The 21,309-nt window shown below is 67.4% G+C and carries 15 protein-coding genes and 1 pseudogene; 5 read left to right on the top strand and 11 right to left on the bottom strand.

Features of this window, described 5'->3' with window-relative positions; translation table 11 throughout:
* Positions 1-42: 42 nt before the first annotated feature.
* The 7 genes and pseudogenes from THITH_RS19595 to rpmE all read right to left on the bottom strand — a co-directional run.
* Positions 43-129, bottom strand: a pseudogene (locus tag THITH_RS19595) (pseudouridine synthase); the annotation flags it as partial.
* A gap of 76 nt (positions 130-205) precedes the next feature.
* Positions 206-913 carry a DUF1007 family protein gene (locus THITH_RS15905; RefSeq protein ID WP_006746815.1) on the bottom strand — a complete coding sequence of 236 codons (708 nt, stop codon included), beginning with the start codon at positions 911-913 and terminating at the stop codon, positions 206-208.
* On the bottom strand, positions 910-1,887 hold the full coding sequence (locus THITH_RS15900; protein ID WP_006746816.1) for a 5'-3' exonuclease: 978 nt from the start codon (positions 1,885-1,887) through the stop codon (positions 910-912). The genes THITH_RS15905 and THITH_RS15900 overlap by 4 nt, the downstream gene beginning before the upstream one ends.
* On the bottom strand, positions 1,884-2,807 hold the full coding sequence (gene mdh / locus THITH_RS15895) for a malate dehydrogenase (RefSeq protein WP_025367645.1): 924 nt from the start codon (positions 2,805-2,807) through the stop codon (positions 1,884-1,886). The genes THITH_RS15900 and mdh overlap by 4 nt, the downstream gene beginning before the upstream one ends.
* A 251-nt stretch (positions 2,808-3,058) precedes the next feature.
* Positions 3,059-4,279 carry a malic enzyme-like NAD(P)-binding protein gene (locus THITH_RS15890; RefSeq protein WP_006746818.1) on the bottom strand — a complete coding sequence of 407 codons (1,221 nt, stop codon included), beginning with the start codon at positions 4,277-4,279 and terminating at the stop codon, positions 3,059-3,061.
* 100 nt (positions 4,280-4,379) lie between these two features.
* The gene (locus THITH_RS15885; protein ID WP_006746819.1) at positions 4,380-5,243 is read right to left on the bottom strand and encodes a M48 family metallopeptidase; all 864 of its coding nucleotides are present in this window, start codon (positions 5,241-5,243) and stop codon (positions 4,380-4,382) included.
* A 237-nt stretch (positions 5,244-5,480) separates the two neighbouring features.
* Positions 5,481-5,684: a 50S ribosomal protein L31 gene (rpmE, locus tag THITH_RS15880; RefSeq protein WP_006746820.1), complete on the bottom strand. Its 204-nt coding sequence runs from the start codon at positions 5,682-5,684 to the stop codon at positions 5,481-5,483.
* 405 nt (positions 5,685-6,089) lie between these two features.
* On the opposite strand from rpmE, the gene rimO reads away from it, so the two are divergent.
* A complete protein-coding gene (rimO, locus tag THITH_RS15875) occupies positions 6,090-7,385 on the top strand; it encodes a 30S ribosomal protein S12 methylthiotransferase RimO (RefSeq protein ID WP_025367644.1) in 1,296 nt (431 codons plus the stop codon).
* 40 nt (positions 7,386-7,425) lie between these two features.
* On the opposite strand, the gene THITH_RS15870 is transcribed toward rimO, so the two are convergent.
* The 3 genes from THITH_RS15870 to purH form a co-directional block, all read right to left on the bottom strand.
* Complete coding sequence (locus THITH_RS15870) at positions 7,426-9,933, bottom strand: glycogen/starch/alpha-glucan phosphorylase (protein ID WP_006746822.1); 2,508 nt, start codon at positions 9,931-9,933, stop codon at positions 7,426-7,428.
* Positions 9,934-9,994: 61 nt separating this feature from the next.
* Complete coding sequence (gene purD / locus THITH_RS15865) at positions 9,995-11,281, bottom strand: phosphoribosylamine--glycine ligase (RefSeq protein ID WP_006746823.1); 1,287 nt, start codon at positions 11,279-11,281, stop codon at positions 9,995-9,997.
* Positions 11,282-11,465: 184 nt separating this feature from the next.
* Positions 11,466-13,031: a bifunctional phosphoribosylaminoimidazolecarboxamide formyltransferase/IMP cyclohydrolase gene (gene purH, locus THITH_RS15860; RefSeq protein WP_006746824.1), complete on the bottom strand. Its 1,566-nt coding sequence runs from the start codon at positions 13,029-13,031 to the stop codon at positions 11,466-11,468.
* 576 nt (positions 13,032-13,607) lie between these two features.
* Here purH and THITH_RS15855 point away from each other — a divergent pair.
* The 3 genes from THITH_RS15855 to metK all read left to right on the top strand — a co-directional run bounded on the left by THITH_RS15855 (position 13,608) and on the right by metK (position 16,586).
* Entirely contained in the window at positions 13,608-14,423 is an 816-nt protein-coding gene (locus tag THITH_RS15855) for a glycine/sarcosine N-methyltransferase (RefSeq protein WP_006746825.1), read from the top strand.
* On the top strand, positions 14,416-15,255 hold the full coding sequence (locus THITH_RS15850) for a methyltransferase domain-containing protein (protein ID WP_006746826.1): 840 nt from the start codon (positions 14,416-14,418) through the stop codon (positions 15,253-15,255). The genes THITH_RS15855 and THITH_RS15850 overlap by 8 nt, the downstream gene beginning before the upstream one ends.
* Positions 15,256-15,404: 149 nt before the next feature.
* Complete coding sequence (gene metK / locus THITH_RS15845; RefSeq protein ID WP_006746827.1) at positions 15,405-16,586, top strand: methionine adenosyltransferase; 1,182 nt, start codon at positions 15,405-15,407, stop codon at positions 16,584-16,586.
* 95 nt (positions 16,587-16,681) lie between these two features.
* Here metK and THITH_RS15840 read toward each other — a convergent pair whose 3' ends face one another.
* Positions 16,682-17,392 carry an arginyltransferase gene (locus THITH_RS15840; RefSeq protein ID WP_006746828.1) on the bottom strand — a complete coding sequence of 237 codons (711 nt, stop codon included), beginning with the start codon at positions 17,390-17,392 and terminating at the stop codon, positions 16,682-16,684.
* A 107-nt stretch (positions 17,393-17,499) separates the two neighbouring features.
* Between THITH_RS15840 and metH the strand changes: the two genes are divergently transcribed.
* Complete coding sequence (gene metH, locus THITH_RS15835) at positions 17,500-21,264, top strand: methionine synthase (RefSeq protein ID WP_006746829.1); 3,765 nt, start codon at positions 17,500-17,502, stop codon at positions 21,262-21,264.
* Positions 21,265-21,309 lie beyond the last annotated feature (45 nt).

Here is a 21,309-nt window from a genome sequence, read left to right as displayed (position 1 = left end):
TCCGACTCCGGACCGTCCGTGCGGTCCGAGCCCGACGCGGCGGCCCGGTTTGATGCCGTCGATCGTCCACGATGCCACGCGGCAGCGGATCCGCCGCAGCGATGGATGCCCGGCTGCGGCCGTCATTCGCCATGGTGTCGCGTTGGGCGAACCGGGTCAGCGTTCCCGGGACCTGTCGGGCAGATGGGGTATGCGCGCCGGAAGCCTAGCCTCCGGATGCCTGGTCGCAGTGGACCGTGACCCGCTCGGCGAAGTGGCGTCCGAGGTCCGGCTCGCCGGTTTGGCCGTAGTCCAGCGCCAGTGCCCGGGCGACCATTACGGGATCGGGCCGCGGCTTCTGCACTTCCAGGCGGCAGGGCCCGGTGCTCAGCTCGAGTCGCGGCGGCGTGTCGGTGTCGTGCAGCACCTCGATGAAATAGGTCGGGTCGTAGATGCGGTAGTGCAGTTCCTGCGCGCGCGGGTCGACCGCCTGGTCCAGGACCAGGCGGAAACGGAACCGTAGCCGCCCGTCGTGCAGGAACAGCTCGGCACCGCCGTCCGGGCGCGCGCGAATGCGGCGATCCCCGGCCCGGAACTCGGTGTACCAGTCGTACTCGGCGAGGTTGTCGAGGATCTCGGCGCCGAGCCGCGCCAGCTTGGCCTCTGGAGTGTCGCCCTCGAACTGCTCCATCGCGTCGTCGTAGAGGTAACGGCTGTAGAGCGGATCCATGATCCAGGTCTGCGCCATGGCGACGACGCGATCCTCAGGGTCGGCCTTCAGTTCGATGTCGAGGTCGATCCAGGCGTGGGGGTGCGCCTGCAGCGGTGGCAGCAGGCAGGCCCAGGCGATGATCCCCAGCAGCAAGGCGCTCAGCTGGGTGTTCGCTCTCGACCGCGGCGACCGCGTCCGAGGGTATCCGCCAGCCGTCATCATGCCGCCTGCTGCGGGCGCCGGCCCGCAATGTGGCGCCGGGCCATGTCCGCCGCGATCGCCAGCAGACGGCTGCGGTAGGGTGGGGCGACGCCGAGCGCATGCAGGCGCCGCTCCGCATCCGGCAGCGGTCCCTGCGGATACAGCGCATCCGGATCCGGCAGGTCGGGTACCGTCGTGACCAGCGCGGTCAGCCGGCGTGCCTGCCGGAGCGCATCGGCGCGGTCGGCCACCTGCCGGGCGATTCCGGCCGCTCCCCGGATCCGGCAGCGGGCGACTTCCTGCGGAGCGGCCAGTACGGCCTCCAGGTCTCCCAGCCTGCGCAGGATGCGCGCGGCACTGGCGGGGCCCACGCCGGTCAGGCCGCGGATGTTGTCGCTGCGATCTCCGGCCAGCGCGAGCAGGTCGGCCACCTGTTCGGGCCGGACCCGCAGCCTGCGCTCGAGATCCGCGCGCCCAAGAACGGTCCCGCGTTCGGGATCCCGGAGCCGATCGTCGGGACCGAGGATGACCTGGGCGAGATCCTTGTCGGCGCTCAGCACGTCGACCGCCAGGCCGTGCGTACGGGCATTCGCGGCCAGCGTCGCGATCAGGTCGTCGGCCTCGAACTCGCTGTGCGCCAGCTGCACCAGGCCCAGCGCGTCCAGCATCTCCCGGATGCGGCCGAACTGGCTGCGCAACGCGTCGGGCGCCGGCGGCCGGTGGGCCTTGTAGTCGGGGTCGATGCGGTGCCGGAAGCTGCTGCGCAAGCCGGTGTCGAATGCGAACGCAACCGGGCCCGCGGGGCACAGCGGCAACCATTGGCACAGCGAGTGCGCGAATCCATGCACCGCGCCGCCGGGGCGTCCGAACATGTCGGGCTGTTCGCCGCGGGCGAACCAGGCGCGAAACACGAAGATGCTGCTGTCGACCAGCGTCGCGACACGCTCGCCCGCAGCCGCTGGCGGGGTCGCCGACGGTGTCTCGGTACGGCTCATTGCAGGCGGTCGATGTCGGCCTTCACGCCCGCGAGCGAGGTCGTGAAGGCCTCGCGCTCGGCGGCGTTCAGCTCCAGTTCGACGATCCGCTCCATGCCGCCGGCACCGAGCACGCAGGGCACGCCCATCGCGATATCGCTCGCACCGTACTCGCCGTTCAGCAGCGCGACCGTGGGCAGCACGCGTTGGCGGTCGAGTACGATCGCCTCGACCATGGCCTTGATCGCCGCAGCGGGCGCGTCGTACGCGCTCGAGGTCTGTTTCAGCGCCAGGATTTCGGCGCCTCCGTGACGGGTGCGTTCGACGATCCGGTCGATGGCGTCCTGGTCCATGAAGTGATGCAGCGGGATGCCGTTGATGCCCGAGTACCGCAGCATCGGCACCATCGAATCCCCGTGACCGCCCAACACGAGCGTGTGGATGTCGCGCGTGGAGAGCCCCGTCTCGAGCGCGATGAACGCGGCCATCCGGGACGCGTCCAGTACGCCCGCCTGGCCGAAGACCCGCGAACGTTCCCACCCCGTTTTCTGCCAGGCCCGGTAGGTCAGCACGTCGACCGGGTTGGACACGACCAACAGGCGGCTGTCGGGCGCCTCGCGCATCACGTCGACGAGAATGCTGTCGAGGATCTCGACGTTCTTGTCGAGCACGTCGGAACGCGACATGCCGGGCTTGCGCGGAAGGCCCGCGGTGACGATGACCAGTTCGGCGCCGGCAATCACAGCGGGATCGGTGTCGCCGACCAGCCGGGCATCGAAGCCGAACAGAGGCGCGGTTTCCTGGATGTCCAGAGCGGCGCCGGCGGCGGCACCCTCGCGGACGTCGAGCAGTGCAATTTCGCGTGCCAGGTCGGATTCGGCCAGGAACTGGGCCGTGGACTCCCCGACGCGGCCGGCGCCGATGATCGCGATCTTCAACATGTCTGCGTTCTCCGCGTTGCGGTTCGAGGGATGGGGCCGGCTGACCGGCCCGCTGCCAGGGAAATGCCGATCAATGTCATGGCGAGCGAAGCGCGGCCATCCAAACGGCGCAAATGGAATCGGAACCACCAGGATCGCCACGTCGGTTCGCTCCTCGCGATGACGCGAGCCCCCGTTTCCCAAGCGGGCATCGACGGCGCGGGCACGCGATCCCCGCTACGGCGGCCTTCGGAAGATTGCATCGCGTGCGCTCAGATTCGGGCGACCCCGCTGTCCCGGGCCGCCTGTGCCACGGCCGCGGGAATGGTGTCGATCAGGCGCGGGTCGAACGGCGTCGGCAGGATGTACCGGGGGCCGAACTCGAGCTGCTCGGTGCCATAGGCGTCGAGCACGTCCTGCGGGACCGGCTCGCGCGCCAGCCGGGCCAGTGCGTGTACCGCGGCGACGTGCATTTCGTCGGTGATGTGCCGCGCGCGGACATCGAGTGCGCCGCGAAAGATGAACGGAAATCCGAGCACGTTGTTGACCTGGTTCGGATAGTCGGACCTCCCAGTGGCCATCACCAGATCGTCGCGGGTGGCATGTGCCAGTTCCGGCATGATCTCGGGATCCGGGTTGGACAGCGCGAACACGATCGGCCGTGGCGCCATCGACCGCAGCATCTCCGGGGTCAGGATGTCCGGCCCCGAGAGGCCGACGAACACATCGGCACCGGCGCAGGCCTCCTCCAGTGTGCGCAGCTCGGTCTCCTGCGAGAAGAGCTGCTTGAACTCGTTCAGGTCGGTGCGCTGGTCGTGGATCACGCCCTTGCGGTCGAGCATGAAGATCTGCGTGCGATGCGCACCGAGGCGCAGCAGCAGGCGCATCGACGCGATTCCCGCCGCGCCGGCGCCGACGCAAACGATGCGTGCGTCCTCGAGTTTCTTGCCCTGGATCTCGAGCGCGTTCAGCAGGCCGGCCGCGGTGATGATCGCGGTGCCGTGCTGGTCGTCGTGGAACACCGGGATGTCCAGCCGCTCGGACAGACGCTTCTCGATCTCGAAGCAGTGCGGTGCCGCGATGTCCTCGAGATTGATGCCGCCAAAGCCCCCGGCGATTCGCGCAACGGTATTGATGAACTCTTCCGGATGCGGGGCATTGACCTCGATGTCGAAAACGTCGATGTCCGCGAAGCGCTTGAACAGCACCGCCTTGCCTTCCATCACCGGTTTCGACGCCAGCGGACCGACGTTGCCCAGCCCCAGCACCGCGGTGCCGTCGGTGATGACCGCGACCAGGTTGCTCTTGCCGGTGTAGCGGTAGGCGGCGTCCGGATCCGCCACGATCGCGCGCACCGGTGCGGCGACCCCGGGCGAGTAGGCCAGCGACAGGTCGTCCTGGGTTGCGGTCGGCTTGGTGACATGGATCGCGAGCTTGCCCGCGGGTGCGCGCTCGTGGTAGTCCAGCGCGCGCTGTTTGAAATCGTTCGGCATGGTGGCGGGGTCCGTGACGGGGGATGGTCCAGTGTAATCCCTGGCCGGGGTCCGGTGCATGGGGCAGACCGCACCCGGACCCAACGGCCAGGCCGCGCAGTCAGCGTACCGGATGGGTCGGCAACGGGCCGCGGCGCGCCTGCTGGTACAGCGGCTGCATCTGGCTGGCGAGCGCCGCGAGATCGCGCTGCCGCGATTCGGGCGCCGGGTGGGTGCTCAGGAACACCGGATGCCGGGCGCCGGCCTGATCGGCCATTTTCGCCCAGAGGCTTGCGGCAGCCTCCGGGCGATATCCTGCGCGCGCCGCGATTTCGATTCCGATGCGATCCGCTTCTGCCTCCATCTGGCGGCTGTTCGGCAGCTGGATCGCCACCATCGCGGCCAATGCCGCGCCGGTCAGCGCGACATCGGAGCGGGTGCCGGTTGCCGCGTAGGTCGCCAGCGCGAGGTTGCTGGCCAGCGCCACCGACATCTTCTCGGCCGAGTGCGCGGACAGGGCGTGGGCGATCTCGTGGCCGATGATCTGGGCCAGTTCGTCATCGTTCAGGTCGAGCTGGTCGATGATGCCCGTGTAAATCGCCATCTTGCCGCCCGCCATTGCGAAGGCGTTGATCGTGTCGGGTGCGTCGATCACCGCGATCTGCCAGTCCCAGTCGGCGGTGTCGGGGCGGTAGCGCACCGCCTGGGCAACCACGCGTTCGCTGATCCGGAGCACGCGTTGCTTGGTGCGCGGATCGCTGTCGACGCGGCCCTCCTCGCGGGCGGGCGCCAGCATTTCCGTGTAGGCCTGGCGCGAGGCGCTGATCGCGGCACTCTCGGACACCAGCATCAGCTGCGATCGGCCGGTGACCGGGTTGGCGGTGCAGGCGACCAGCAGAGCAGCAACCGTGGCCAACGCGACCAGCGTCGCCCCGAAGGACAGGATGCGGCGCGAGCGGGGAGGCGCGGAAGGGGAGGGTTTCATGGTCTGGAACCTCGTGCCGGGTAGACGGACGGTTCGTCCGGGGCAGTACGGTTTCCATTCTAGCGCCGGCAGGATGAACGGCGCCTTAAGTGCGAGCGCCCGCGATCCGGGCCGCCGATGGCGCTTCGATGCCGGCCGGCGGCCCGCCCAGGAAAACGCAACGGCACCCGTCGAGGGGTGCCGTCTGGGCGGGGTTCCCGCGAGCGCCACCCGGCGACAGCGGGTGGCCGGTTGCCGTCAGAAGCCGTAGCGGCGGCGGAACTTGTCGACCTGTCCGGCGGTGTCGAGCATCTTCTGCTTGCCCGTGTAAAACGGGTGGCACTGCGAGCATACGTCGACGTGGATCTCGTCACCGGCGTAGGTGGAGCGCGTCTCGAAGGTGTTCCCGCAACTGCAGGTGACCTTCACGTCTTGATACTTGGGATGGATGTTCGCTTTCATGATCTGGCTCGGGTCGGGTTCCGGCGAAAAGTGCAATAGAATACAGCTGCCGTGGGCCGGCTGGCAACATCGGGTCGAGCAGCTCCAGAATGCCGGCCGTGCCCGGACGTCCGCTCGGGCACGCGAGGGCCGTAAGTGTCTGACCCTTCGTGCCGATCGCAGTTTTCCCCAGCTCCTGTGGATAACTCTGTGGATCAGTTGTCATCAGTGCCCGAAGATCGTTGTGGTTCAAGGCTTTCCGGGCGCAGGGCAAGAATTGACCGATTATCATAACTATATGAAAAATAATGGAAAAATATATCGTCGTCCGTTCCCCCGCGGGTGGGGCTCCGGAATTCGGACGTTCGCGGCCGCGGGTGAACGACTGTGAATAAGCGTGAGCGTCTGTCAACCCCCCAGCCACGGATCGGCTTCGTGAGCCTTGGGTGCCCGAAAGCACTGGTGGACTCGGAGCAGATCCTGTCCCGATTGCGCGCGGAGGGCTACGGGATCGCTCCGGATTACGACGGTGCCGACCTGGTGATCGTGAACACCTGCGGCTTCATCGATGCCGCGATCGCCGAATCGCTCGACGCGATCGGGGAGGCATTGACCGAGAACGGTCGGGTGGTGGTCACCGGCTGCCTGGGCAAGGACGCCGAGCGGATCCAGCAGACCCATCCGGGCGTGCTGGCGGTGACCGGCCCCCAGGCCTACGCGGACGTGATGGCGGCCGTGCACGAGCAGCTGCCGCCGCCACACGATCCGTTCGAGAGCCTGGTGCCCGCGCAGGGCGTGCGGCTCACGCCGGGGCATTACGCCTACCTGAAGATCTCCGAGGGCTGCAATCACCGCTGCAGCTTCTGCATCATCCCGAGTCTGCGCGGCGATCTGGTCAGCCGCCCGATCGGCGAAGTGCTGGCCGAGGCGGAGCGGCTCGCCGCAGCCGGTGTGCGGGAACTCCTGGTGATCTCGCAGGATACCTCGGCCTACGGTGTCGATCTCCGCTATCGCACGGGGTTCTTCCGCGGGCGGCCGATGCGTTCCGACATCGAGCAGCTGGCCACTGCGCTGGGTGAGCTCGGGATCTGGGTGCGGCTGCATTACGTCTACCCCTATCCGCATGTCGACCGGCTGATTCCGCTGATGGCCGACGGGCATTTGTTGCCCTATCTCGACATGCCGCTACAGCACGGGCATCCGCGGGTGCTGAAGGCGATGCGTCGCCCGGCCGCGACCGAGCGGGTATTGGAGCGGATCCGCGGTTGGCGCGAACGGGTGCCGGACCTCGCGCTGCGTTCGACCTTCATCGTCGGATTCCCCGGGGAGACCGAGGCCGAGTTCGAGGCGCTGCTCGAATTCCTGCAGCACGCGCAGCTCGACCGGGTCGGGGCCTTCGCCTATTCGCCGGTCGAGGGGGCGCAGGCGAACGCGCTGGCGGCCCCGGTTCCGGAAGTCGAGAAGGCGGCGCGCCTGGAGGCGTTCATGCAGGTGCAGGCCGACATCAGTGCCGCGCGGCTGCAGCGCAGAATCGGCACGCTGCAGACCGTGCTGGTCGATGCCATCGACGAGGCTGGGACGCTGATCGCGCGCTCCCCGGCGGAAGCCCCGGAGATCGACGGCGTCGTCTACGTCGAGGGCGCGAGCGCAGCGCCGGGCGACTTCCTGGAAGTCGAGATCGTCGAAGCCTCGGACCACGACCTGTTCGCGCGCCCGGCCTGAGTGGCGTGGGTCCGGCGCCGCCGGGGCAGCGGCGCCCCGGTCAGCCGTCGTTCTTGTTCGATTCGGGGCAGGGTGGGGGTACCGGCTCGGGCAGCACGTTCCAGATGTTCTCGGCGTACTCGCGCACGGTGCGGTCGATCGAGAAATGGCTCATCCGCGCGACGTTGAGCAGCGCGGCTTCGGACCAGGCCTCGGCGTCCTGGTACAGCCGGTCGGCCTGCGCGCAGGCGTCGCTGTACGCCGCGTAGTCGGCGAGCACGAAGAACGGATCCTCTTCCAGCAGGTAGCGCGCGATCTCGGCGTGCAGGTGGCGTCCGCCGTTCGAGAAGAAGCCGTCGCGCAATGCCTCGACCATGCTGCGCAGGCGCGGGTGTGAATCCAGGTGGGCGCCGGGCGGGATGCCCTGCGCCCGGTGGGCGCTGACCCGGTCTGCGGTCATCCCGAAGATGAAGATGTTTTCGGTCCCGACCGCGTCGCGGATTTCGATGTTGGCGCCGTCGAGCGTGCCGATCGTCAGCGCGCCGTTCATGGCCAGCTTCATGTTGCCGGTGCCGGAAGCCTCGAAGCCGGCGGTCGAGATCTGTTCCGACAGGTCGGCTGCCGGAATGATGATCGTCGCCGAACTCACCTCGTAGTTCGGGAAGAACACGCACTTGAGTCGATCGCCCATCGCCGGGTCGTGGTTCACGATGTCCGCGACCTCGTTGATCACCGCGATGATGTCCTTCGCGCGCTGGTAGCCGGGAGCGGCCTTGCCGGCGAACAGCACCACGCGCGGCAATACGTCCTCGCCGTCGCGGATCCGCTGGTAGAGTTCGATCACGTGCAGCAGCTTCAGCAGCTGGCGCTTGTATTCGTGGATGCGCTTGATCTGGACGTCGTACATCACGTCGGGGCGGATGGCGAGGCCAGTGCGCTTGTGCACCAGCGCCGCGAGCCGTTCCTTGTTCCGGAGCTTGACCGCGCGGAACGCCTCGCGGGTGGCCTCGTCGGAGGCGTAGGGCGCGAACTGCTTGAGCCGGTCGAGATCGAATTTCCAGTCGCTGCCGATTCTGGAGTCGATCAGTTCGGTCAGGCCCGGATTCGCCTGGATCATCCATAGCCGCGGCGTCACGCCATTGGTCACGTTCACGAACCGTTCCGGCCAGACGCGGCTGAAGTCCGCGAACAGCGTTTGCTTCAGCAGGCTGGTGTGCAGCGCCGCGACCCCGTTCACCCGGTGCGAGCCGATCACCGCGAGGTGCGCCATGCGCACGCGGCGCCCGTGCTCCTCGTCGATGATCGAGAGCCGGCGGAAGAACTCGTGTTCGCCCGGGAAGCGGTGGCGCACCTCCTCGATGAACTCATGGTTAATGCGGTAGATGATGCCCATGTGCCGGGGCAGCACGCGCTCCATCAGCGCCACGGGCCAGGTTTCCAGCGCTTCGGGCATCAGCGTGTGGTTGGTGTAGGAGAACAGGTTCTGGGTGATCGTCCAGGCCTGGTCCCACGGAATCCGGTGCTCGTCCAGCAGCAGGCGCATGCACTCGGCGACCGCGATCGCCGGGTGGGTGTCGTTCAGCTGGATCGCGGCCTTGTCAGCGAGTTCCTCGATCGGGTATTCGAGCTGCCGGTGACGGTCGAAGATGTCCTGCAACGACGCGGACACGAAGAAATACTCCTGCTTCAGCCGCAGTTCCTTGCCGATTGCGGTCGCGTCGTTCGGGTACAGCACCATCGAGATGGTCTCGGACTCGTTCTTGTCTGCGACCGCCCGGATGTAGTCCCCCTCGTTGAAATACCGAAGGTCGAAGTCGCGGGTTGCCTTCGCTGCCCACAGCCGCAGGTTGTTCACGTTCCGGCGCTCGTAACCGGCGGTGGGGTAGTCGTAGGCCATCGCCAGGACTTCCTCGCCGTTCTCCCAGTTGCAGGAGGTCTCGCCGTCGGGCCGGTGGTGTTCGACCACGTAGCCGTAGAATCGCACCGGGAACGTCTTTTCGGGCCGCGGAAACTCCCAGGGATTGCCGTAACGCAGCCAGTTGTCCGGGTGCTCGACCTGCCGGAAATGCTCGATATGCTGCTGGAACATTCCGTATTCGTAGCGGATGCCGTAGCCGTAGCCGGGATAGCCCTGGGTCGCCATCGACTCGAGAATGCACGCCGCGAGCCGCCCGAGGCCGCCGTTGCCGAGCGCCGCGTCTTCCTCCAGCCGCGCGATCTCGCGGAAGTCGACGCCCAGATCCTGCAGCGCCTGCTGGGTTACCTCGAAAATGCCCATGTTGCGCAGGTTGGCTTCCAGCATCCGGCCGATCAGGTACTCCATCGACAGGTAGTAGACCCGCTTCACGTCCTCCTCGGCGAACTGGCGCCGGGTGACGACGCGCCGCTCGATGATCCGTTCCCGGATCGCGAACGATACGGCGTGCAGCCAGTCGCGCGGGGTGGCCAGATCCGGATCCTTGCCGACCACCCGCACCAGCGCGTCGCGGATCGATTGGCGCAGGCCCGGGGCATCGCAGGTCAGTGGCGAGAGCCGGTGCCGGGGATTGGGCTGGGTGGATTCGGTCATCGCGTTGGAGCTCCAGGGGTCGCGGTGGCAGGCCGGTCGCTGGCGGTCCGGGGACGGGACGTCAGGGGTTGCGTTCGAGCGCGCGGTGGCCAATATCGGTTCGGTAGTATATACCTTTGAACCGGATGTGTTGCGAGGCCTGGTAGGCACGGTTCCTCGCGTCGCGGAAATCATCGCCCAGCCCCACCACGCACAGCACGCGTCCGCCGTCGGTGAGCACGCGGCCGTCGTCGCTGCGGCGCGTGCCTGCATGGAACACCTTCGCGCTCTCGCCGTCGACCGTGTCGAGGCCGGTGATCTCGTCGCCCTTGCGGTACTCGAACGGATAGCCGCCTGCCGCCAGCACCACGCCCAGCGCGACCCGGGGATCCCAGTCGATCGTGGTCCGGTCCAGGCGTCCGTCGATCGCGGCGTCGATCAGATCGGCGAGGTCGCCGGTCAGGCGCATCAGGATCGGCTGGGTCTCGGGATCGCCGAAGCGGCAGTTGAACTCGAGCAGCTTCGGGTGGCCCTGCGGGTCGATCATCACCCCCGCATACAGGAAACCCGTGTAGCGCTCGCCTTCGGCGGCCATGCCCCGCAGCGTGGGCTCGACGATCTCGCTCACGATCCGGCGGTGGATCTCCGGCGTGACCACCGGTGCCGGCGAGTACGCGCCCATGCCGCCGGTGTTCGGGCCGCGGTCGCCGTCGTCGCGGGCCTTGTGGTCCTGCGAACTGGCCAGCGGCAGGATGTGCTCGCCGTCGATCATGCAGATGAAGCTCGCCTCCTCCCCGGTCAGCAGCTCCTCGATCACGACCCGGTGCCCGGCGGCGCCGAAGGCATTGCCGGCCAGCATGTCGCGTGCCGCCGCAAGCGCCTCGTCCAGGGTCTGCGCAAGAATCACGCCCTTGCCAGCGGCCAGGCCGTCGGCCTTGACCACGATCGGCGCACCCTGCGCGCGGATGAAGGCCTCGGCCTCGGCGAGATCGGTGAAACTGCCGTAGGCGGCAGTGGGGATGTCGTGGCGCTGCATGAAATCCTTCGCGAACGCCTTCGACCCCTCGAGTTGGGCCGCCTTCGCGGTGGGCCCGAAGATGCGCAGCCCGCGCGCGCGGAACGTGTCGACGATGCCGGCGACCAGCGGGGCCTCCGGACCGACCACCGTGAACGCCACCGCCTCGCGCTGGGCAAGCGCTGCGAGCGCGTCGATGTCGGTGGCGGCGACAGCCGCATTCTCGCACTTCGGCTCCGCGGCCGTGCCGGCATTGCCCGGTGCCACCAGCACCCGGTCCACCCGCCGGGACTGCGCCAGCTTCCAGGCCAGGGCGTGTTCGCGGCCACCGCCGCCTACCACCAGCACCTTCATCTCGTATCCCCCTGCCACCCGATGGCTGTGATCGGCCGCGTCACCGTTCGGGCCTCGTGGCGCGGCGGCAAACCGGCGTCCGCGCCCGGGAATATGCCCAGATGCCGGGCCTGCGGTCCGGTGCCGCCCTCACCAATCCCCGCCGGCAGCCTGTTCGCAACGACGCGCAGCGCGATTGTACCGTTCAATGACGGAAGTGACGCATGCCGGTGAACAGCATTGCAATGCCGTGTTCGTTCGCGGCCGCGATCACCTCCGGGTCGCGCATCGAGCCTCCGGGCTGGATCACCGCGGTGATGCCGGCTTCGGCGGCGGCGTCGATGCCGTCGCGGAACGGGAAGAATGCATCCGACGCCATCACGCTGCCGGGCACGCGCAATCCCTCGTCCGCGGCCTTGATGCCGGCGATCTTCGCGGAATACACGCGGCTCATCTGGCCGGCGCCGACGCCGATCGTCTGTTCGTCGCGCACGTACACGATCGCGTTCGATTTCACGAACTTGGCGACCTGCCAGGCGAAGCGCAGGTCGCGGGCTTCCTGCTCGGTGGGCGCGCGTTCGGTCACGCAGCGCAGCTGTGCCTGATCGAGACTGCCGGTATCCGCGTCCTGGACCAGCAGCCCGCCGCCGACGCGCTTGAAGTCGAGCCCGGGACGGGCTTCGGCCGGGGGGATCTCGAGCACCCGGATGTTGCCCTTCGCGGCGGTCGCGTCGAGCGCGTCGGGGGCAACCGCGGGGGCGAGAATCACCTCGACGAACTGCCGGCTGACGATCGCCTGGGCGGTCTCGGCGTCGAGCGGACGGTTGAACGCGATGATGCCGCCGAACGCCGACGTCGGATCGGTCTGGAACGCGCGCGTGTAGGCGTCCACCGGACGCTCCGCCACGGCCACCCCGCAGGGATTGGCGTGTTTCACGATCACGCAGGCCGGTGCCTCGAACTGGCGCACGCACTCCCAGGCGGCGTCCGCATCGGCCAGGTTGTTATAGCTGAGCGCTTTCCCCTGCAGCTGGCGGTAGCTCGCCAGCTGGCCAGCGGCCGGCCGGGTTTCGCGGTAGAACGCCGCGGCCTGATGCGGATTTTCGCCGTAGCGAAGATCCTGCGCCTTGGTGAAATTCAGGTTCAGCTGGCCCGGGAAGCGCCCGGGATCCCGGGCTTCGTCGAGGGCCGACAGATAATTGCTGATCGCGGCATCGTAGCGCGCAACGTGGTCGAAGGCTGCCACCGCCAGCTGGAAGCGAAGCGCACCCGGAATCGCCTGCTCCTGCTGCAGTGCCTCGACGACGGCCGGGTACTGTCCGGGATCGGTCAGGACCGTCACGTCGCGGTGGTTCTTGGCCGCTGCCCGCAGCATTGCCGGGCCACCGATGTCGATGTTCTCGATCGCCTCGTCCAGTGTGCATCCAGCGCGCGCGACGGTGGCCTCGAACGGATAGAGGTTGACCACCAGCAGGTCGATCGGCTCGATGCCGTGGTCGTGCATCACCGCGTCGTCTTCGCCGCGGCGCCCGAGCAGGCCGCCGTGGACCTTCGGATGCAGTGTCTTGACCCGGCCGTCCATGATTTCGGGAAAGCCGGTATGCCGCGAAACCTCGGTGACCGGCAGGTCGTGTCCCGCCAGGAGTTTCGCGGTGCCCCCGGTCGACAGCAGCTGGACGCCGCGGTCGTGCAGTTCGCGGGCCAGTTCGACCAGCCCGGTCTTGTCGGACACCGAGAGCAGGGCGCGGCGGATCGGTCGCAAATCGGACATGCAATGGGCCTCGTTGCAGCAAAAACCCGCGAATTATAACGGACTGGGAGATCTCAGGTGTTGCGCAGCCGGGGCCGGCGATATGCCGATACATGCGGGCAGCCGCTGCGCGTCTGCAGCGGCGCAGGGACGGTGGTGTTTCCCCACCGCAAGGGCGGAAACAATGTTGAAACAAACGCTGCTGCCCCACTGCCGTGCATGAACAGGCCTTGAAATCGTGCTTCAGAACCTTCAGGGTAATAAAGCGCGCTTCGCTGGAGCCAAACCATGATACCGGTCGCGAGGCGCATCCCCGGTGCCGGCGGAGCGGTGGATCTGAACTCCGCCGTCGACGCCCGACGCCCCAGAGGGCTCATATGCGCGGTCACCGAATGAGCCGCGCCTGAACGGGCCGCGGTCAACCGGCCCGGGAACCCTGCTCAGCGGGAGACGATACAGCCAGGTCCGATCCGGGCGATCGGGTTCGCTTTGCGCAACCGTCAGAAGCGGTGCCGGGCGAGCCGGGCGTTAGTGCCCTTACGTTGTCTTCCGGTCCGTATTTCGGCGCCCAGCGCCCATTAGCCAGCGAGGAACGCCATGTCCGCCACGATGCAACAGGATTTCGGTGACGAGCCGATTGAACGCCGGGAAACCGACAACTACCGCTCGGAGTACGTGAAGTCCTTCGTCGACAAGTGGGACGATCTGATCGACTGGGACAGCCGCGCCCGCAGCGAGGGAGATTTCTTCATTCAGGTGCTCAAGGACCGCGGCGCGCGCCGGGTGCTCGACGTTGCGGCCGGCACCGGCTTCCACTCGGTGCAGTTGATCGAGGCCGGGTTCGATGTCGTCAGCGCCGACGGCAGCCCCGAGATGCTGGCCAAGGCCTTCGAGAACGCCCGCCGCCGCGGACACATCATGCGCACCACCCAGGCCGACTGGCGCTGGCTGAACCGTGACATCTACGGGCGCTACGACGCGGTGGTCTGCCTCGGCAATTCCTTCACGCACCTGTTCAACGAGAACGACCGGCGCAAGGCGCTGGCCGAGTTCTATTCGGCGCTGAACCATGACGGGGTGCTGATCCTCGACCAGCGCAACTACGACGCGATCCTGGATCATGGTTATTCCAGCAGCCATACCTACTACTACTGCGGCGATAACGTGTCGGTGGCACCGGAACACGTCGACGAGGGGCTGGCGCGGTTCGAGTACCGGTTCCCCGACAAGTCGACGTATCACCTGAACATGTTCCCGCTGCGCAAGGCCTACGTGCGCCGCCTGATGCGCGAGGTGGGCTTCCAGAAGATCGAGACCTACGGCGACTTCAAGGAGACGTATCGGGAGCACGAGCCCGACTTCTTCATCCACGTTGCCGACAAGCATTACGAGGAGGAAATCACCGATGAGTGATTATTCCAGTTCCGTGGCCACGGCCCGCGACTACTACAACAGCGCCGACGCCGATACCTTCTACCACCGCGTGTGGGGCGGCGAGGACATCCACATCGGTCTCTACGAGCACGACCGCGAGCCCATCATCGACGCCAGCCGGCGCACCGTCGCACACATGGCCGACCTGCTGGGCGAGCCGCGCGCCGAATGGCGGGTGCTGGACCTGGGCGCCGGTTACGGCGGTTCCGCGCGCTACCTGGTCGAGAACCATGGCTGCCGCGTGACCGCGCTGAATCTGAGCGAGGTCGAGAACGAACGCAATCGCGCGATCAACAAGGCGCGCGGCCTCGACGAGCGGATCACCGTGGTCGACGGCAGCTTCGAAAACGTGCCCGAGGACGACGAACAGTTCGATGTGGTCTGGTCGCAGGATGCGTTCCTGCACAGCGGTGATCGCGAGCGCGTGATGCAGGAAGCGGCGCGGGTGCTGAAGCCGGGCGGGGTGCTGATCTTCACCGACCCGATGCAGCACGACGCCTGTCCCGAGGGGGTGCTCGACCCGATCCTGCAGCGCATCCACCTGGACAGCCTGGGCTCGCCCGGATTCTACGAAAAGGCCGGTGCGGCGCTGGGGCTCGATTTGATCGGGTTCGAGGACCATTCGCACCAGTTGCCGCGCCACTACTCGCGGGTGCGGGAAGAACTCGAGGCACGCGAGGCGGATCTGTCCGCGCACATCTCGCCCGACTACATCGCACGCATGAAAAAGGGCCTCGGCCACTGGGTCGATGGCGGCGAGGCCGGCCACCTGGCCTGGGGAATCTTCCGCTTCCGCAAGCCCGCGGCCTGAACTGGCCCGAAACCTGAATCCGGGATGCCTGCGAGCGCGAGCCGCGCCCCGGGCGGGCCGGGAATGCGGCGCGATCGCTGCGCCCTTCCTGCCCGCCCGGCATCCCTGCCATTCGAACAACCGAACACTCTCAAGGAGTCTCCACAATCATGAACAAGCGCTACCTGTTTACTTCCGAATCCGTGTCCGAGGGCCATCCGGACAAGATGTGCGACCAGGTGTCCGACGCGATCCTGGACGCCTACCTGGCGCAGGATCCGAAAGCCCGTGTCGCCGCCGAGACCTTCACGCAGACCGGCCTGGTGCTGGTGGGCGGCGAGGTGAAGTCGAGTGCGAAGGTCGAGATCGAGGACATCGTGCGCGAGGTGGTGAAGGACATCGGCTACGATAGTTCCGACAAGGGTTTCGACTACGCGACCTGTTCGGTTGCGGTCACGCTGGGCAAGCAGTCGGCCGACATCAACCAGGGCGTCGACCGCGAGCGGCCCGAGGAGCAGGGCGCGGGTGACCAGGGCCTGATGTTCGGGTATGCCTGCAGCGAGACCGAGGTGCTGATGCCGGCGCCGATCCACTTTGCCCACCGGCTGGTCCGGCGCCAGGCCGAGGTACGCAAGAACGGTACGCTGCCGTGGCTGCGTCCGGATGCGAAGAGCCAGATCAGTTTCCGTTACGAGGACGGCCGGGCGGTGGCCGCCGACGCGGTCGTGCTGTCCACCCAGCATGCGCCGGAGATCGAGCAGAGCACGCTGGTCGAGGCGGTGATGGAAGAGATCATCAAGCCGGTGCTGGGCGAACAGTGGCTGCATGGCGATACCCGTTTCCACATCAACCCGACCGGTCGTTTCGTCACCGGCGGCCCGCTCGGCGACTGCGGCCTGACCGGGCGCAAGATCATCGTCGATACCTACGGCGGGATGGCGCGTCACGGCGGCGGTGCATTCTCGGGCAAGGATCCGTCCAAGGTGGACCGGTCGGCGGCCTATGCCTGCCGCTACGTGGCCAAGAACATCGTTGCGGCCGGGCTGGCCGAGCGTTGCGAGGTGCAGGTTTCCTACGCGATCGGCGTCGCCGAGCCGACCTCGATCGCGGTCGATACCTTCGGTACCGGCAAGATCGACGAGGGCAAGCTCACCGCGCTGGTGCGCAAGCATTTCGACCTGCGCCCGTACGGTATCCTGAAGATGCTCGACCTCGAGCGGCCGATCTACCGGCCGACCGCATCCTACGGCCACTTCGGGCGCGAGGATGTCGATCTGTCCTGGGAGCGGACCGACAAGGCCCAGGCGCTGGCCGACGACGCCGGCGTATCCCCGCGCAAGGCCTCGGCCTGAGCGGAGAGGTTCGGCACGGCGTTTCCTCCGCGACGGGCGTGCGCTCGTCGCGGGGCCGTGCACCTCCGCCTTCCTCGCGGAGCGCGGGCTGAGCGCTACGGCATCGCGATCGGCCGCCAGGCGCCGTTCACCCGGCCTTCGATCGGCCGGAAACGCGTCTTGTAGGCCATCTTCTCCGATCCGGCGATCCAATAGCCGAGGTAGAGGTGCGCGATGCCCAGGCGCCGGGCCTCGGCGATCTGGCTCAGGATCGCGTAGGTACCCAGGCTGCGTGCCGGCCGGTCCGGGGCGAAGAAGCTGTACATCGCCGACAGGCCGTGCGCGGTGACGTCGGTGACCGCGACAGCGAGCAGTTCCGACCCGAGCCGGTGTTCCAGCAGCAATACCCCGCAGTGGCGGTCGCTGATCATGTCGGCGTAGTCGTCGCGCGTGGTGTCGTCCATGCCGCCGCCGGGATGGCGGGCGTCCAGGTAGCGCCGGAACAGGGCCAGGTGCTCGTCGAGATTCGGCCGCAGCACCTGGCGCAGGTGCAGGTCGGCGTTACGGCGCAGGCAGCGCCGCTGTCCGCGTCCAGGGCGGAACTCGTGCACCGGGATCCGCACCGGCACGCACGCGCTGCAGCACGGGCACTGATGGCGATACACGAGCCGGCCGCTGCGGCGGAACCCCTCGACCAGCAGGCGGCCATAATGGCCGGTGGGTGCGCGGGCCGCTGGATCGACCAGCACGGCCTGCATCTCGCGGCCGGGCAGGTAGGGACACGGCTGTGGCGCGGTGAGGTAGTACTGCAGCGGATGCGCTTGCATCCGTCTATCGTGACAGGTCGCGGCGCCGGTGCAAGCGGTGGCCACTGCAACGGTCGTGCCGTGCAGGCCCCGCGCTTTTTCCAAATCCAGACGCAGGATTCGTGGTGATGACAGACAAGCAACCGATTCAACAAGCCCTTGCCGAGCGCATCCTGATCCTGGATGGCGGGATGGGCACGATGATCCAGGAGTACCGCCTCGAAGAGGCGGACTACCGCGGCGAGCGTTTCGCCGACTGGAACAGTGATCTGAAGGGCAACAACGACCTGCTGGTGTTGACCCGGCCGGATGTGATCCAGGCGATCCATGGCGATTACCTGGAGGCCGGCGCCGACATCATCGAGACCAACACCTTCAACGGCACCCGCATCGCAATGGCCGACTATGCGATGGAGGATCTGGTGCCGGAGCTGAACCGAGAGGCCGCGCGCATCGCGCGCGAGGCCGCCGACGCCTGGACCGCGAAGACGCCGGAGAAACCGCGTTTCGTCGCCGGCGTGCTCGGACCGACCAACCGCACCGCCAGCATCTCGCCGGATGTGAACGACCCGGGGTACCGCAACGTCGATTTCGACACGCTGGTCGCGAACTACCGCGAGTCCGCCGCGGCGCTGATCGAGGGCGGCGTCGACCTGCTGCTGATCGAAACCGTGTTCGACACATTGAACGCGAAGGCCGCGGTGTTTGCGGTGGAGACGCTGTTCGACGAAACCGGGCAGCGGGTACCGGTGATGATCTCCGGCACCATCACCGATGCCTCCGGGCGCACCCTGTCCGGACAGACCACCGAGGCGTTCTGGAACAGCCTGCGCCACGCCCGGCCGCTGTCGATCGGCCTGAACTGCGCGCTGGGACCGAAGGAGCTGCGCGCCTACATCGAGGAGCTTTCGCGGATCGCGAACACCCACGTGTCCGCGCATCCGAACGCGGGCCTGCCGAACGAGTTCGGCGACTACGACGAGACCCCGGAGCAGATGGCGGTCGAGATCGGCGAATGGGCGGCGTCGGGATTCCTGAACATCATCGGCGGCTGTTGCGGGACCACGCCCGATCACATCCGGGCCATTGCCGCGGCGGTACAGGCGCATCCCCCGCGCCGGATGCCGGAGATTGCCCCCGCTTGCCGGCTGTCGGGCCTGGAACCGTTGAACATCACCGAGGATTCGCTGTTCGTGAACGTCGGCGAGCGGACCAACGTGACCGGCAGCAAGCGCTTTGCGCGGCTGATCCGCGAGGAGGACTACGAGACCGCGCTCGAGGTCGCGAAGGATCAGGTCGAGAACGGCGCGCAGGTGATCGACATCAACATGGACGAGGGCATGCTGGACTCGCAGGCCGCGATGCAGCGTTTCCTGAACCTGATCGCCGGCGAACCCGACATCGCCCGGGTGCCGATCATGATCGACTCGTCCAAGTGGGAGATTCTGGAAGCGGGCCTGAAGTGCATCCAGGGCAAGGGCGTGGTGAACTCGATCTCGCTGAAGGAAGGCGAGGAGAAGTTCATCGAACAGGCGCGGCTGGTGCGCCGCTACGGCGCCGCGGTGATCGTGATGGCGTTCGACGAACAGGGACAGGCCGACACCGCCGAGCGCAAGCTCGAGATCTGCACGCGCGCGTACCAGATCCTGACCGAACGGATCGGCTTCCCGGCCGAAGACGTGATCTTCGACCCGAACATCTTCGCGATCGCGACCGGGATCGAGGAGCACGACAACTACGGCGTCGACTTCATCGAGGCGACGCGCGCGATCAAGGAGCGGCTGCCACATGCACTGATCTCCGGCGGCGTGTCGAACGTGTCGTTCTCGTTCCGCGGCAACGAGCCGGTGCGCGAGGCGATCCACGCGGTGTTCCTGTACCACGCGATCCACGCGGGCATGGACATGGGTATCGTCAATGCCGGCCAGCTCGCGGTCTATGACGAAATCGAGCCGGAACTGAAGGAGGCGGTCGAGGATGTGGTGCTGAACCGCCGTTCCGACGCCACCGAGCGGCTGCTCGACCTCGCCGAACGCTACCGCGGCAGCGGCGGCGCGGCGAAAAAGGAAGACCTCGAATGGCGCAGCTGGCCGGTGGCGAAGCGCCTCGAGCACTCGCTGGTCAAGGGCATCGACAGCTACGTGGTCGAGGACACCGAGGAAGCGCGGCTCGAAGCCGAGCGCCCGATCCACGTGATCGAGGGGCCGCTGATGGACGGCATGAACGTCGTCGGCGACCTGTTCGGCGAGGGCAAGATGTTCCTGCCGCAGGTGGTCAAGTCGGCGCGGGTGATGAAAAAGGCGGTGGCCCACCTGATCCCGTTCATCGAGGCCGAGAAGTCGGGCTGTGGCGAGAACAACGGCCGCATCCTGATGGCGACGGTGAAGGGCGACGTGCACGACATCGGCAAGAACATCGTCGGCGTCGTGCTCCAGTGCAACAACTTCGAGGTCATCGACCTCGGCGTGATGGTGCCGGCGCAGAAGATCCTCGAGACCGCGCGCGAGAAGAACGTCGACGTGATCGGGCTGTCCGGGCTGATCACGCCGTCGCTCGAGGAGATGGCCCACGTCGCAGCGGAAATGCAGCGCCAGGGCTTCGATACCCCGCTGCTGATCGGCGGCGCGACCACGTCGCGCGCCCACACCGCGGTGAAGATCGAGCCCAACTACGGGGCGGGCCCGGTGGTCTGGGTCAAGGACGCGTCGCGCGCGGTCGGCGTGGCGCAGAGCCTGATCAGCCCCGAGCTGAAGGGTCCCTACGCCGAGAAGACCCGTGCCGAGTACGCACAGCTGCGCGAGAGTCTCGCCGGGCGCAAGCAGCGCATCCACTGGCTTGGCCTCGAACAGGCGCGCGCGAACCGGCCGCAGATCGACTGGGAGTCGTACCGGCCGGTCCGGCCGCGGGCGCTGGATCCGGACTTCCCGCTGCCGCCGGGCGTCACGCGGCTGCAGCCCTACGGTCCGGATTCGGTATTGCTGCGCTTCGACGATTTCGACGTGCGCGAGGTCGCGCGCTTCATCGACTGGACGCCGTTCTTCCACTCCTGGCAGCTGCATGCCGCCTACCCGCGCATTCTCGACGACGAGGTGGTCGGTGCCGAAGCGCGCAAGCTGTTCGACGACGCGCAGAAGATGCTGGAACGGATGATCGACGAGGGCTGGGTGCGCCTGCGCGGCGTGGTCGGACTGTTCCCGGCCAACAGCGTCGAGTTCGACGACATCGAGGTGTACCGCGACGAGGCACGCAGCGAGGTGATCACGCGACTGCACCACCTGCGCCAGCAGGCACAGAAGCGCCGCGGCACCCCGAGCCATTCGCTCGCCGACTTCGTCGCGCCGCGCGAGACCGGCGTGCCCGACTGGATGGGTGCGTTCGCGGTCAGCGCCGGCGGTGAAGTCGATGCCCGCGCCAAGGCGTTCGAGGATGCCCACGACGACTACCACGCGATCCTGGTGAAAAGCCTCGCGGACCGTCTCGCGGAGGCGTTCGCCGAGGCGATGCACCAGCGCGTGCGGCGCGAGTTCTGGGGCTACGCTCCCGACGAGGATCTCGGCAATGACGATCTGATCCAGGAACGCTACACCGGGATCCGCCCAGCCCCGGGGTATCCCGCCTGCCCCGAGCACACCGAGAAGGGTCTGCTCTGGGAGCTGATCGATCCGGTCGAACACGCGGGAATGACGCTGACCGAGAGCTACGCGATGCTGCCGGTCTCGGCGGTGTCCGGTTGGTATATGGCACATCCGCAGTCCCGTTACTTCGGTCTCGGCAAGATCAACCGCGACCAGGTCGAGGACTACGCCCGGCGCAAGGGCTGGAGCATGGACGAGGCCGAGCGCTGGCTGGCTCCGAACCTCGGTTACGACCCGGCGCTGGCCGAGTCTGCCTGAGCGGTTCTCCCTCACCTTCGGTTCGCGGGCGAGCGGCGAGTGCAG

Origin of the sequence: Thioalkalivibrio paradoxus ARh 1, assembly GCF_000227685.2 — a bacterium.
Taxonomy (GTDB): domain Bacteria; phylum Pseudomonadota; class Gammaproteobacteria; order Ectothiorhodospirales; family Ectothiorhodospiraceae; genus Thioalkalivibrio; species Thioalkalivibrio paradoxus.
The sequence above is the reverse complement of the archived record's forward strand: the minus strand, read 5'-3'. Positions and strand labels throughout refer to the sequence as shown.